Here is a 13104-nt window from a genome sequence, read left to right as displayed (position 1 = left end):
ACTACCCAGGCAGACAGGAAAACCACGGTGCGACAGGCGCGCATTGCTCAGCCGAGGACTCGGCGGCATAATGTAGCCCCTTTTTTCAGCCCCTACATGTGGAAGGTTACCGTGACTCAGAAGCCCGACCAGTGTCTTGGTGAATGGATTGATCGTGAAGCTCTCGCAGAAGCGATGATCCCTCTCATCGGTCAGCTCTACCGCAATAACAACGTGGTGAGCTCGATCTATGGCCGCAGCCTGATCAACCAGTCTGTCATCGCGATCCTCAAAGCCCACCGCTTTGCTCGCCACCGTTCTTCCGACGACAGCGAACTCTCCGTCCACGAAACATTCCCTCTGCTCAAAGCCATGAGCGAGCTCAAGCTCGGCGCGGCTTCGGTGGATCTGGGCAAGTTGGCGTTCAAGTTCCGCAACGAAGGCAACGGCCGTAGCGCCGAGCAGTTCGTTCGTGAAGAGTTGGCTGATGTGGTTGGCCAGCAGAACGTTTCGGCTCGCAAAGGCACCGACGTGGTCCTGTACGGCTTCGGTCGTATTGGCCGTCTGCTGGCGCGCATCCTGATCGAAAAAACCGGTGGTGGCGACGGCCTGCGCCTGCGTGCCATCGTGGTGCGCAAGGGCGCCGAGAACGACCTGACCAAGCGTGCCAGCCTGCTGCGTCGCGATTCGGTCCATGGTTCGTTCAACGGCACCATCACCATCGACGAAGAAAACAACACCATCACCGCCAACGGCAACCTGATCCAGGTGATCTACGCGAAGAACCCGACCGAGGTGGACTACACCCAGTACGGTATCAAGGACGCACTGCTGGTGGACAACACCGGTGTATGGCGTGACGCCGATGGCCTGGGCCAGCACCTGGCCTGCCCGGGTATCGACCGCGTTGTCCTGACCGCGCCTGGCAAGGGCAAGCTGAAGAACATCGTCCACGGCATCAACCACGGCGACATCACCGCTGACGACAAGATCGTCTCCGCCGCCTCTTGCACCACCAACGCCATCGTGCCGGTGCTCAAGGCTGTGAACGACAAGTTCGGCATCGTCAACGGTCACGTTGAAACGGTTCACTCGTACACCAACGACCAGAACCTGATCGATAACTTCCACAAGGGCGACCGCCGTGGTCGCAGCGCCGCGCTGAACATGGTCATCACCGAGACCGGTGCCGCCACCGCCGCCGCCAAGGCCCTGCCTGAACTGGCCGGCAAGCTGACCGGCAATGCGATCCGCGTGCCGACGCCGAACGTGTCGATGGCCATTCTCAACCTGAACCTTGAGAAAGCCGCCACCCGTGAAGAGATGAACGAGTACCTGCGCTACATGGCGCTGCACTCCGAGCTGCATAAGCAGATCGACTTCGTCAATTCCCAGGAAGTGGTCTCCACCGACTTCGTGGGCTCGCGCCACGCCGGTGTCGTGGATGCTGAAGCCACCATCAGCCAAGACAACCGCGTTGTCCTGTACGTCTGGTACGACAACGAATTCGGTTACAGCTGCCAGGTGGTTCGCGTGATGGAAGACATGGCCGGGGTAAACCCGCCAGCGTTCCCGCGCTAAGCCTTAGCTGCTTGTGAAAACGCCCCGACTTGTCGGGGCGTTTTTTTGTCTGCAGGTTTTTTGTTGGCTGGGCTGGCCTCATCGCGAGCAGGCTCGCTCCCACAGTTGACCGAGTTGTTGCTGATGTATGTGATCAAATGTGGGAGCGAGCCTGCTCGCGATGACGATTTTTCAGGCGCCGCCGACTATCGAGGCTTGTTCAGTGCGCAGTTCATGCCGATTGCCCTTGAACAGCACCAGGGTCGCAATCAACCCCAGCACCGCCGCGCCACTGAGCCATATCCCCGGTGCAGCCTTGTTGTCGAGCACATGAATCAGGTAGGTACAGGCCGCCGGAGTAAACCCGCCGAACGTCGCTGTCGCCAGGCTGTAGGCCAGGGAGAAACCGGTGGTGCGCACCTCGACCGGCATGATTTCCGTCAAGGCCACGACCATGGCACCGTTGTAGGATCCATACAGGAACGACAACCACAGCTCGACGATCAGCAAATGGCTGAAGCTGGGGTTCGCCACCAGCCAGGACAGTGCCGGATAGGCCGTCAGGATCGCCAGGACAGTCGCACCGAGCAACAGGGGTTTGCGTCCGATCTTGTCGGAAAACGCCCCCATCACCGGCAGCCAGAAGAAATTCGACAAGCCGATGCACACCGTGACCAGCAGTGCATCCAGGTCCGACAGGTTCAGCTCGGCCTTGCCGAAGGTCGGTGTGTAAGCGGTGATCAGGTAGAACGATACGGTGGTCATCACCACCAGCGCCATGCCTGCCAAGACGATGCCGAAGTTCTGACCGATGGAGCGGACAATTTCCGACAGGCTAGGACGATGTTTTCTCGCCTGGAACTCAGGTGTTTCCTCCAGTGAACGACGGATCATGAATATTGCCGGCACAATCATGCAGCCCACCAGGAACGGTACGCGCCAGCCCCAGTCGCCCATCTCCTGGGGACTCAGCCAGTGATTGAGGCCAACCCCCAACAGGCCGGCAAACACCACGGCAGCCTGCTGGCTGGCCGATTGCCAACTGACAAAGAAACCCTTGCGCCCCGGCGTGGAAATTTCTGCCAGGTAAACCGATACGCCTCCGAGTTCCACGCCAGCGGAGAAGCCTTGCAGCAAGCGGCCCAGCAGGACCAGCAAGGGGGCCGCCACGCCGAGGACTGCGTAGCCCGGTACGCAGGCGATCAGTATGGTACCCATGGCCATCAGCATCAGGGTGATGATCAAGCCTTTGCGGCGTCCGTGGCGGTCGATGTAGGCGCCGAGAAAAATCGCCCCGAGGGGGCGCATCAAGAACCCTGCACCAAACGTGGCCAGGGACAGCATCAGCGAGGCGAACGCACTGTCGGCGGGGAAGAACGTCTTGGCGATGGCCGTGGCGTAGAAGCCGTAGACCATGAAGTCGAACATCTCCAGGAAGTTGCCGCTGACAACGCGAAAAATCGCCTTGCCGTTGCTCGTATTGGAAGGCATGTGTAGGTACTCACTCTGACAATCTTGTATGAAAGCGCCGTACCCCAGTGGAAGCCTTGTGGGAACCTGTGGGAGCAAAGCTTGCTCGCGATGCAGTCGACACGGTTTAACTGCGAGACCGTGTCATCGTTCATCGCGAGCAAGCTTTGCTCCCACAAGGTTCCATCGGCCCCCACAGGTTTTTGCGTGCGCTGAAGCCCATAATGGCCGGCGCGGTTTTGAGGGGAGATGAAGATTTGTTAACTGGACGATGGATTGGGGTTGTGGTGCTGGCCGGCGTGTTGTCCGGTTGCGGCAACGGCGACACGCTGGAACGCTTCGATGGGCCGACCATGGGCAGTCATTATTCCATTCAGTACGTCAGGCATTCCGCCGGGCCGGGTCCGAAAGAGGTTCAGGCCGAGGTGGAAAACATCCTTGCCGAAGTGGATCGGCAATTCTCGACCTATCGCAGCGACTCGGACGTCGAACGTTTCAATGCGTTGCCGGCCGATAGCTGTCAGATCATGCCTGGCCCGATCCTGGAGTTGATCCGCGTGGGCGAGCAGTTGTCGGTTCAAAGCGATGGCTCTTTCGACCTGACCGTGGAGCCGTTGCTGAACCTGTGGGGCTTCGGGCCCCAGTCCCGGGAAGAACAAGTGCCGAGTACCGAGGCGTTGGCCTTGGTGCGCCAGCGCGTCGGTCACGGTCATTTGCGTATTGAGGGCGACCGGTTGTGCAAGGACGCCGCGGTGGAGGTCGACTTCAACAGTATCGCCGCCGGTTATGCCGTCGACCGCATCGCCGCCAGGCTCCAGGCCTTGGGCGTCGACAGTTACCTGGCCGAAGCCACCGGTGAGCTCAAGGCCGTCGGGCGCAAACCCGATGGCTCGGCCTGGCGTATCGCCCTGGAAGAACCCCGGGATGATCGGCAAGTGGCCGAGCGTGTCATTGAGGTCAACGGCTACGGGGTTTCCACCTCGGGTGACTACCGTAAATATTTCGAACAGGGCGGCAGGCGTTATTCCCACACGTTTGATGCGCGCACCGGTACACCAGTCCTACACAATCTCGCGTCGGTCACAGTGATTCATCCTTCGGCGTTGATGGCCGATGGACTATCGACGCTGTTGTTGATTCTCGGGCCTGAACGGGGTTGGGACTATGCCGAAAAGCACGGTATCGGGGTATTTTTCGTGGTGCGCGATGGCAATCGTTTTGTCACCCGCACCAACGATGTGTTTGAACGGATCATTCGTGGAACAAACCAGTGATGCCAGCAATGTTGTTCGCTTAGGGCGTAAATAATCCGTGGCGAGGGAGCTTGCTCCCGCTGGGTTGCGCAGCAACCCTCTTTTTTGAGCGCTTCGCACTCAAGCGGGAGCAAGCTCCCTCGCCACATTGATTCAGGCGAACTTGAGATAAGGTCATGCAATGATGACAGCGCTGTGAAAGCATGCCTGTGGCGAAATAGCGCAGGCAAAACTAGCCTACGACGCGACCAAGGGGTAATGTGCGCGGCGTTGACGCTTCTATAGACTGTGGCCGGGCTCGTGAACCGGCCCCAAATTGTTCCTTCATGCCGCAGGCCGGCATGATTTAGCCGTCGGTGCCAAGTGAGGCGCCACGGCCTGTTCTGAGGAGTACGCATGGCTGTCTACAACTACGACGTGGTGGTACTGGGCTCCGGCCCGGCGGGGGAAGGCGCGGCAATGAACGCGGCCAAGGCAGGGCGCAAGGTGGCGATGGTCGACAGCCGTCGGCAGGTCGGCGGCAACTGCACCCACTTGGGTACCATCCCGTCCAAGGCCTTGCGTCACTCGGTCCGGCAGATCATGCAGTTCAACACCAACCCGATGTTCCGGGCCATCGGCGAGCCGCGCTGGTTCTCCTTCCCGGACGTGCTCAAGAGTGCCGAGAAGGTGATCTCCAAGCAGGTGGCCTCGCGCACCGGTTACTACGCCCGCAATCGTGTCGACGTGTTCTTCGGCACCGGCAGCTTCGCCGATGAGCAGACGGTTGAAGTGGTCTGCGGCAATGGTGTGGTCGAGAAACTGGTGGCCAAGCACATCATCATCGCCACCGGTTCACGCCCGTATCGCCCGGCCGACATCGATTTCAACCACGCGCGCATCTACGATAGCGACACCATCCTGAGCCTGGGCCACACCCCGCGCAAACTGATCGTCTACGGCGCCGGGGTGATCGGTTGCGAATACGCCTCGATCTTCAGCGGCCTGGGTGTGCTGGTGGAGCTGGTGGATAACCGTGGTCAGTTGCTGAGCTTCCTGGACTCGGAAATCTCCCAGGCCCTGAGCTATCACTTCAGCAACAACAACATCACCGTGCGCCATAACGAAGACTACGACCGCGTCGAAGGCGTCGACAATGGTGTGATCCTGCACCTCAAGTCCGGCAAGAAGATCAAGGCCGACGCCTTGCTCTGGTGTAACGGCCGTACCGGCAACACCGACACCCTGGGCCTGGAAAACATCGGCGTGAAGGTCAACAGCCGTGGCCAGATCGAAGTCGACGAGAACTACCGCACTTGCGTACCGAACATCTACGGTGCCGGTGACGTGATCGGCTGGCCGAGCCTGGCCAGTGCCGCCCACGACCAGGGCCGTTCGGCCGCCGGCAGCATTGTCGACAATGGCAGCTGGCGCTTCGTCAACGACGTGCCGACCGGCATCTACACCATTCCGGAGATCAGCTCGATCGGCAAGAACGAGCAGGAGCTGACCCAGGCCAAGGTGCCTTACGAAGTGGGCAAGGCGTTCTTCAAGAGCATGGCGCGGGCGCAGATCGCCGGTGAGCCGCAAGGTATGCTGAAGATCCTGTTCCACCGCGAGACCCTGGAAGTGCTGGGCGTGCACTGCTTCGGCTATCAGGCGTCGGAGATCGTGCACATCGGCCAGGCGATCATGAACCAGCCGGGCGAATTGAACACGCTGAAGTACTTCGTCAACACCACGTTCAACTACCCGACCATGGCCGAAGCCTATCGGGTAGCGGCCTATGACGGGCTCAACCGGCTTTTTTGAGCGGCTCCGGCCGGTGGCCTGAGCCGGCCGGGGAGACCGATTTCAGCAGTTCTCGAGCGTGGCAGTGGCCAAACCGGGAAAGTCTGTAATCAGGCTGTCAGCGCCAAAGTCGGCGAGCCTGCGCATCAGCGCGGGCTCGTTGACGGTCCACACCGACACATGCAGCCCCTGACGCTGGGCCTTGACCAGGCGTTCGGGCGTGCACAGGGTCCAGTTCAACGCCAGAATCTCGCAGCCGTAGCTCTGGGCGACCTTCAACGGGTCGAGCCAGGCGTACTCGGCCACCAGTCCGCGAGAGATGTCCGGGGTCAGGTCCAGGGCCGCCTTGAGCACTTCCCGGGAGCTGGAGGTGATGGTGATCTTGTCCAGCAGCCCAAAACGCTGGGCCATTTCACGGATGCCCAATACCGTGGCTGCGGCGCGGGTGCGCGAGGCGCTCTTGACCTCCAGTTGCCAATGCTCGAAGTCACACTTCTCGAACAACTCTTCCAGGCGTGGGATTGGGCACGGCTTGATCCAGCCCGGGCCACCCTTGCGTGCATCGTAGGTCACCAGTTCGGCGGCGGAATGCTCCACCACCTTGCCCCGGCGATCCGTTGTGCGCTTGAGGGTCGGGTCGTGGATCACCATCAACTCGCCGTCCATCGAAAGATGCAGGTCCAGCTCGCAACGGCGTACGCCGTGCTTGAGGCACTCCTGAAAACCGGTCAGGGTGTTTTCCGGCGCTTCGCCCTTGGCGCCGCGGTGGCCATAAATGAGGGTCACGGTTCTTCCTTATTGATACCTGATTCGTTCAGTTCCCGGGCCAGGCGTCGTTCTTGCGCCTGTTTCTGCAGGATGTAGCGGGCCAGCAACTGGCGCTGGGCGTCGGTCGGGCGTTCGAACTCGGTGCCCACGTCGTAGCCGCCGCCCTTGGGGTCGCAGTGGGTGACCCGTGCCCGGAGCAGTAAGCCGAGAGCTTGCGGCATCAGCACCAGTTTGATCGACAGATGGGCGCCAACCGCGATCGGTGTGGGGTACTGGAAGTCGACGCCGCCTTCGGAAATGATCACCGGCTGCGGTTCACCGATTTCGCCGAGCACCGTCAGGGCAATGACCTGGCTGAGCAGGTCGATGCGTTTGTTCATTGCCTTGAGGTACGCCGCGATGCTGCGTTCGCGCTCGCTGATCTGGCGCAGCAGGTGCTGTGACTCGAATTCGCTCAGGTGCAGTTCGCTGAGCAGATTGAACAATGGAGAAGCATCCTGCAACACTTCCTGGCCAGCAGCTTCAGGAATGGACAGGGGCCGAATTTCCAGTGCGATCGTGTCCTCGATACGGTAGTATTCGCGGCGATCTTCTTCATCTAATGTCGACATGGCGAACCCATGGTAGCGGCGGTGGTCTGAGTGTAAAGCTGGTTTGAGACCCCCGCCACAAGGACGTTCCTTTTCCCTCCGAACAAGCCCCGACATGTTCAGACCTCTCTTCGTATTTATCGGCACGCGTTATACCCGTGCAAAGCGTCGCAATCATTTCGTATCGTTCATTTCCCTGACGTCCATCATCGGGCTGGCCCTTGGCGTGGTCGTGATGATCGTCGTACTGTCGGTGATGAACGGCTTCGACCATGAGATGCGCACCCGCGTGCTGGGCATGGTGCCCCACGCGACCCTCGAAACCGGCGAAGCCATCAGTGATTGGCCGAGCCTGGCCGCCAAGGTCAAGCAGAACCCGCAGGTGCTGGCCGTGGCGCCGTTCACCCAGATGCAGGGGCTGCTGACCAACGACGGCAAGGTGTCCAAGGTGTTGCTCAACGGCATCGACCCAGGGCTCGAGCGGCAGGTATCGATCATCGATAACTTCATGCAGCAGGGCAAACTCGACGACCTGGCGCCAGGCAGTTTCGGCATCGTCATTGGCGACAAGGCCGCGGCGAAGCTCGGCGTTACCATTGGCGACAAGCTGACCTTCGTCGCCCCGGAGGTCACCGTGACCCCGGGCGGCATGTTCCCGCGCATGAAACGCTTTACCGTGGTTGGTATTTTCCATGTCGGCGCCGGCGAGCTGGACGGTTACCTGGGCGTCACCAATCTCCAGGACCTGGCGCGCCTGCATCGCTGGAAACCGGATCAGGTCCAGGGCCTGCGGTTGAAGTTCGACGACCTGTTCCAGGCCCCGCGTGTGGCCTGGACCATCGCCCAGCAGCTCGGCGAAGACCGTTACTACGCCCGGGACTGGACCCGCACCCACGGCAACCTGTACCAGGCGATCCGCATGGAAAAGGCCATGATCGGCCTGCTGCTGTTGCTGATCGTCGCCGTGGCGGCGTTCAACATCATCTCCACGTTGGTGATGGTGGTGAACGACAAGAAGGGCGACATCGCCATCCTGCGCACCCTCGGCGCCACGCCGGGGCAGATCATGCGGATCTTCATGGTCCAGGGCACGGTCATCGGCGTGATCGGCACGTTCGTCGGCGCCCTGGTCGGGATGTTCGCCGCGCTGAATGTCAGCGCCGCGATTGCTGCCCTCGAAGGCCTGATCGGGCACAAGTTTCTCAACGCCGACGTGTACTTCATCGACTACCTGCCGTCGCAATTGCAGGCCGATGACGTGTTGATGGTCTGCGGCGCTGCGTTGGTCCTGAGTTTCCTCGCCACCCTGTATCCAGCCTGGCGTGCCGCGCGCACCCAGCCTGCGGAGGCGTTACGTTATGAGTGAGTCGGGCATGAGTGAAAAAGCTATCTTGAGTTGCCGCAACCTGGGCAAATCCTACGAGGAAGGTCCTGAGTCGGTGGTGGTGCTGTCGGGCCTGCAACTGGAGTTGCACCCTGGCGAGCGCGTGGCGATTGTCGGCACCTCCGGGTCGGGCAAGAGTACCTTGCTCAACCTGCTGGGCGGCCTCGACACGCCGACCGCTGGCAGTGTCTGGCTGGCCGGCGAAGAGCTTTCGGCGCTGAACGAGAAGGCTCGTGGCCTGCTGCGCAACCGTTCCCTCGGTTTCGTCTACCAGTTCCACCACTTGCTGCCTGAGTTCACCGCGCTGGAAAACGTCTGCATGCCGCTGTTGATCGGTCGCACAGCGATTCCTGAAGCCCGTCAGCGCGCCACGGCGTTGCTGGAACGGGTAGGGCTGGGCCATCGCCTGGAGCACAAGCCGGCAGAACTGTCCGGTGGCGAGCGCCAACGTGTGGCGATTGCCCGCGCCCTGGTCAACAAGCCTGGCCTGGTGATGCTCGACGAGCCGACCGGTAACCTCGACTCCCACACCGCCCAAGGCATTCAGGACCTGATGCTGGAACTCAGCACCTCGATGCGCACGGCGTTCCTGGTGGTGACCCACGACATGAACCTGGCCCGGCAGATGGACCGCGTCCTGCACTTGCAGGAAGGTTGCCTGACGCCCATCTGACCGACCGAAACCCGGCACTTGAAACCCGTGCCGGGTCTTTTATTTTCATACGGTGCCCCGCGAATGTTCAGACCGTTATCGATCTTTATCGGCACGCGCTATACCCGCGCCAAGCGCCGCAATCGCTTTGTTTCGTTCATCTCCATGACCTCGATGATCGGCCTCGCCCTGGGTGTGCTGGCGATGATCGTGGTGTTGTCGGTGATGAACGGCTTCCAGCGCGAAATGAGCTCGCGCATCCTCGGCATGGTGCCCCACGCCACCATCGTCGGCGTCAATCCGATCGACGACTGGCAGCCAGTGGCCGCCGCGGCGCTGAAAAATCCCGAGGTGACCGCCGCCGTGCCGTTCACCGAGATGGAAGGGATGTTGAGCCATAAGGGTTCGATGCAGCCGATCCAGATCAGCGGCATCGATCCGGCCCAGGAAGGCAAGGTGTCCATCGTCGCCCAGCACATCGTTCAGGGCCGTCTCGATGCCTTGAAGCCGGGCGAGTTTGGCGTGGTGATCGGTGAAATCACCGCGCGGCGTTTTCGCCTGAACGTCGGCGATAAAATCACCCTGATCGTGCCGGAAGTCAGCACCGCGCCGGGTGGTATCACTCCGCGCATGCAGCGGCTGAACGTGGTGGGTGTATTCAAGGTCGGTGCCGAACTGGATGGCTCCATGGCCCTGATCCACGTGGCCGACGCCGCGCAGATGCAGCATTGGCAGCCGAACCAGGTGCAAAGCGTGCGCCTGGCGGTGAAAGATTTGTACGCGGCGCCGAAGGTCTCCGGGGACATCGCCACCGGCCTGGGCGCGAACTACAAGGCCGACGACTGGACCCACACCCAGGGCAGCCTGTTCAGTGCCATGAAGATGGAAAAGACCATGATCGGCTTGCTGTTGCTGATGATCGTCGCCGTGGCGGCGTTCAACATCATCGCCACGCTGATCATGGTGGTGAACGACAAAGGCGCGGACATCGCGATCCTGCGCACCATCGGTGCCACACCGCGGCAGATCATGGCGATTTTCATGGTCCAGGGCACGGTGATTGGCGTCGTCGGCACGCTGATCGGCGGCGTGTTGGGGGTGATCGCGGCGTTGAACGTCAGTGAGCTGGTGGGCTGGCTGGAGCGGGTCAGTGGCCAGCACATCTTCAGTTCTGATGTGTACTTTGTCAGCAACCTGCCGTCGGAGCTTCAGCGCGCCGATGTTCTGCTGATCTGCTCGGCCGGGTTCATCCTGAGCTTCCTCGCTACCGTGTACCCGGCGTGGCGTGCGGCGAAGATCGAGCCGGCGCAGGCGTTGCGCTACTCTTGAGGTCGCACAACCTCGTGTCAAATGGATGCTCTCTGTGGCGAGGGGATTTATCCCCGCTGGGTCGCGAAGCGACCCTAAACCCTGGCACCTGGGGGTAGTAGGCAGGTTGAGTTGACTGTATTGGGGCTGCTTCGCAGCCCAGCGGGGATAAATCCCCTCGCCACAGGTTGTGTGCTGCCTTCAATTCTCTTTCGGCAACTCGATCACAAACCGCGTCCAGCCATCGGCTGACTCACAGTGGATCTGCCCGCCATGGGCGCGGATGATCGAGCGGGTAATCGCCAGCCCGAGCCCCGCGTGTTCGCTGCTGCCTTCCTGGCGAGCCGGGTCGGCGCGGTAGAAACGGTCGAACAGGCGCGGCAGCAGGTCCGCTGGAATCCCCTCGCCACTGTTTTCCACGCTTACGCTCACCCCTTGAACCTCATCGACAATTCGTACCCGCACTTCGCCGTCAACGGGGGTGAAGCGCAGGGCGTTGTCCAGCAGGTTGGAAAGGGCCCGACGCAACATATTACGGTCGCCCTCGATGTGGCTTTCGCCCTCGCGACTCAGGCGTACGTTGGTGTCTTCGGCCAGGGGCGAGAAGAAGTCCAGCAGCAAGTCCACTTCTTCGGCCAATTGCAGCGGTTCGCGATTGATCGCCAGCAGGCCGTGGTCGGCCTTGGCCAGGTACAGCATGTCATTGACCAATTGCGCCATCCATTGCAGTTCCTCGAGATTGCTGTGCAATGCCTCGCGGTAATCCTCCAGGGAGCGCTCGCGGGTGAGGGTGACCTGGGTATGGGTCAGCAAATTGGACAGCGGCGTGCGCAACTCATGGGCGATGTCGGCCGAGAACGCCGAGAGTCGCTGAAACGCATCGTCGAGGCGTCCGAGCATGGCATTGATGCTGTGGGCCAATTCCGCCAGTTCCGTAGGCATTTGCTCTTCGGGCAGTCGGGCGTTGAGAGAGCGGGCCGAGACGCTGCGGGCGATGGCGCCCATGCGTCGCAATGGCCGCAAGGCCCGCCGGGCGGCCCAGGCACCGAGCAGGGCCGTGGCCAGGGCTGAGAGGCCGACAGTCAGCCAGATCAGGCGCTGCATGCGTTGCAGGAAATGCTGGTGATGAGTGATGTCCAGCAACAGGGTCAGTTGTGGTGAATTGGCTCGATCGGGATACAGCGGCGCGTTCAACACCCGGTAGTCGTTGTCGGCATCGCTGAGGGTCGACAGGCCGGGCCGCTCCGGCAATTGAGCCGGGATCCGGATCGAGCTGTCGTACCAACGCACACCATCACTGCCCTTGATGCGCAGCGCCAGATCGGCCTGACGGCTCAGTTCATCTTCCAGGCGGCCCTGGATCTGTTCGGCGTCGAGATCTTGCAGGGTCCGGCGCAGGCCGATCAGCTTGCCTTCGAGCAGTTGCTGGTCCAGCTCGATGAAGTGCGCCTCGCTGCCACGGCTGAACAGGATGCCGGCGAACAATGACACCACGGCGGTGCAGGCAGCGAACAGCAGCGCCAGGCGGCTACTCAGTGACCACCGGCCCCTCACAGGCTGCGCTCTTCAAGCACATAACCCATGCCCCGCACGGTGTGGATGAGTTTGCTGGGGAACTCATCGTCAATCTTGATTCGCAGGCGCCGTATCGCGACTTCGATGACGTTGGTGTCGCTGTCGAAGTTCATGTCCCAGACCTGGGACGCGATCAGCGACTTGGGCAGCACTTCGCCCTGACGGCGCAGGAGCATTTCCAACAAGGCGAATTCCTTGGCGGTGAGATCGATGCGTCGACCGCTGCGTTCGACGCGGCGGCGGATCAGGTCCAGGCGCAAGTCGGCCAGTTGCAGGGCGGTTTCCTGTTGTGTCGAGCTGCCTCGACGCAGCAGGCTGCGCACCCGTGCCAGCAACTCGGAAAAAGCAAAGGGCTTGACCAGGTAATCATCAGCGCCCAGCTCCAGGCCGTGGACCCGATCCTGTACCGCGTCCCGCGCAGTGAGGAACAACACCGGTGTATCCAGCCCGGCTCCGCGAACGGCTTGCAGGATCTGCCAACCATCGCGGCCGGGCAACATCACGTCGAGGATCAGCAAGGCGTATTCGCCGCTCAAGGCCAGTTGCTGGCCGGTGATCCCGTCGGCTACCAGGTCGGCGTTGAACCCGGCTTCGCCCAGGCCTTGGCGCAGGTATTGGCCGGTTTTGGTTTGGTCTTCGACGATCAGCAGTTTCATGGGCGGCTCAATGCAGGGTTGGAACGAGGGCGTTATACCGTGGCAGGCGGGCTCGTGGTGTAACCTGACAAAGTTGTAATCGAACTGTCAGCCGACTGGCAGGCCTGTAGCGATAGAGTTTCCCACAAGCTGAAACTGA

Annotated in this window: 11 protein-coding genes; 6 read left to right on the top strand and 5 right to left on the bottom strand. The window is 61.3% G+C overall.

Features of this window, described 5'->3' with window-relative positions; genetic code table 11:
* Positions 1 to 96: 96 nt before the first annotated feature.
* Positions 97 to 1560, top strand: a complete 1464-nt coding sequence (locus GN234_RS08785; protein ID WP_109751586.1) for a glyceraldehyde-3-phosphate dehydrogenase — start codon at positions 97 to 99, stop codon at positions 1558 to 1560.
* 171 nt (positions 1561 to 1731) lie between these two features.
* Here GN234_RS08785 and tcuC read toward each other — a convergent pair whose 3' ends face one another.
* Positions 1732 to 3030, bottom strand: a complete 1299-nt coding sequence (tcuC, locus tag GN234_RS08780; RefSeq protein ID WP_116831866.1) for an MFS transporter — start codon at positions 3028 to 3030, stop codon at positions 1732 to 1734.
* A gap of 203 nt (positions 3031 to 3233) precedes the next feature.
* Here tcuC and GN234_RS08775 point away from each other — a divergent pair, with 203 nt between their 5' ends.
* Positions 3234 to 4283 carry an FAD:protein FMN transferase gene (locus GN234_RS08775; RefSeq protein ID WP_411828785.1) on the top strand — a complete coding sequence of 350 codons (1050 nt, stop codon included), beginning with the start codon at positions 3234 to 3236 and terminating at the stop codon, positions 4281 to 4283.
* 375 nt (positions 4284 to 4658) lie between these two features.
* On the top strand, positions 4659 to 6053 hold the full coding sequence (sthA, locus tag GN234_RS08770) for a Si-specific NAD(P)(+) transhydrogenase (protein ID WP_003183399.1): 1395 nt from the start codon (positions 4659 to 4661) through the stop codon (positions 6051 to 6053).
* Between the two features lie 42 nt (positions 6054 to 6095).
* Here sthA and GN234_RS08765 read toward each other — a convergent pair whose 3' ends face one another.
* Positions 6096 to 6818, bottom strand: a complete 723-nt coding sequence (locus GN234_RS08765) for a glycerophosphodiester phosphodiesterase (RefSeq protein WP_116831868.1) — start codon at positions 6816 to 6818, stop codon at positions 6096 to 6098.
* Positions 6815 to 7411: a PilZ domain-containing protein gene (locus tag GN234_RS08760; RefSeq protein WP_116831869.1), complete on the bottom strand. Its 597-nt coding sequence runs from the start codon at positions 7409 to 7411 to the stop codon at positions 6815 to 6817. The genes GN234_RS08765 and GN234_RS08760 overlap by 4 nt, the downstream gene beginning before the upstream one ends.
* A gap of 94 nt (positions 7412 to 7505) precedes the next feature.
* Between GN234_RS08760 and GN234_RS08755 the strand changes: the two genes are divergently transcribed.
* The 3 genes from GN234_RS08755 to GN234_RS08745 all read left to right on the top strand — a co-directional run bounded on the left by GN234_RS08755 (position 7506) and on the right by GN234_RS08745 (position 10755).
* Entirely contained in the window at positions 7506 to 8756 is a 1251-nt protein-coding gene (locus GN234_RS08755; RefSeq protein WP_176688306.1) for a lipoprotein-releasing ABC transporter permease subunit, read from the top strand.
* Between the two features lie 7 nt (positions 8757 to 8763).
* A complete protein-coding gene (gene lolD / locus GN234_RS08750; RefSeq protein ID WP_162843734.1) occupies positions 8764 to 9447 on the top strand; it encodes a lipoprotein-releasing ABC transporter ATP-binding protein LolD in 684 nt (227 codons plus the stop codon).
* Positions 9448 to 9510: 63 nt separating this feature from the next.
* Positions 9511 to 10755 (top strand): lipoprotein-releasing ABC transporter permease subunit, encoded by a 1245-nt coding sequence (locus GN234_RS08745; RefSeq protein WP_109751593.1) that lies wholly within the window; start codon positions 9511 to 9513, stop codon positions 10753 to 10755.
* Between the two features lie 180 nt (positions 10756 to 10935).
* Here GN234_RS08745 and GN234_RS08740 read toward each other — a convergent pair whose 3' ends face one another.
* Complete coding sequence (locus GN234_RS08740; protein ID WP_176688305.1) at positions 10936 to 12288, bottom strand: heavy metal sensor histidine kinase; 1353 nt, start codon at positions 12286 to 12288, stop codon at positions 10936 to 10938.
* A complete protein-coding gene (locus tag GN234_RS08735; protein ID WP_109751595.1) occupies positions 12285 to 12965 on the bottom strand; it encodes a heavy metal response regulator transcription factor in 681 nt (226 codons plus the stop codon). Before GN234_RS08735 ends, GN234_RS08740 begins: the two co-directional genes overlap by 4 nt.
* Positions 12966 to 13104: the final 139 nt, after the last annotated feature.

It is taken from the genome of Pseudomonas bijieensis (assembly GCF_013347965.1).
GTDB lineage: Bacteria > Pseudomonadota > Gammaproteobacteria > Pseudomonadales > Pseudomonadaceae > Aquipseudomonas > Aquipseudomonas bijieensis.
Note: the sequence above shows the minus strand (reverse complement) of the source record. Positions and strands in the feature narration are given on the sequence as shown.

Coding starts and splice junctions, on each gene's coding strand:
- GN234_RS08785 (WP_109751586.1), top strand. CDS start 97: ATGTGGAAGGTTACCGTGACTCAGAAGCCCGACCAGTGTCTTGGTGAA.
- tcuC (WP_116831866.1), bottom strand. CDS start 3,030: ATGCCTTCCAATACGAGCAACGGCAAGGCGATTTTTCGCGTTGTCAGC.
- GN234_RS08775 (WP_411828785.1), top strand. CDS start 3,234: ATGGCCGGCGCGGTTTTGAGGGGAGATGAAGATTTGTTAACTGGACGA.
- sthA (WP_003183399.1), top strand. CDS start 4,659: ATGGCTGTCTACAACTACGACGTGGTGGTACTGGGCTCCGGCCCGGCG.
- GN234_RS08760 (WP_116831869.1), bottom strand. CDS start 7,411: ATGTCGACATTAGATGAAGAAGATCGCCGCGAATACTACCGTATCGAG.
- GN234_RS08755 (WP_176688306.1), top strand. CDS start 7,506: ATGTTCAGACCTCTCTTCGTATTTATCGGCACGCGTTATACCCGTGCA.
- lolD (WP_162843734.1), top strand. CDS start 8,764: ATGAGTGAAAAAGCTATCTTGAGTTGCCGCAACCTGGGCAAATCCTAC.
- GN234_RS08745 (WP_109751593.1), top strand. CDS start 9,511: ATGTTCAGACCGTTATCGATCTTTATCGGCACGCGCTATACCCGCGCC.
- GN234_RS08735 (WP_109751595.1), bottom strand. CDS start 12,965: ATGAAACTGCTGATCGTCGAAGACCAAACCAAAACCGGCCAATACCTG.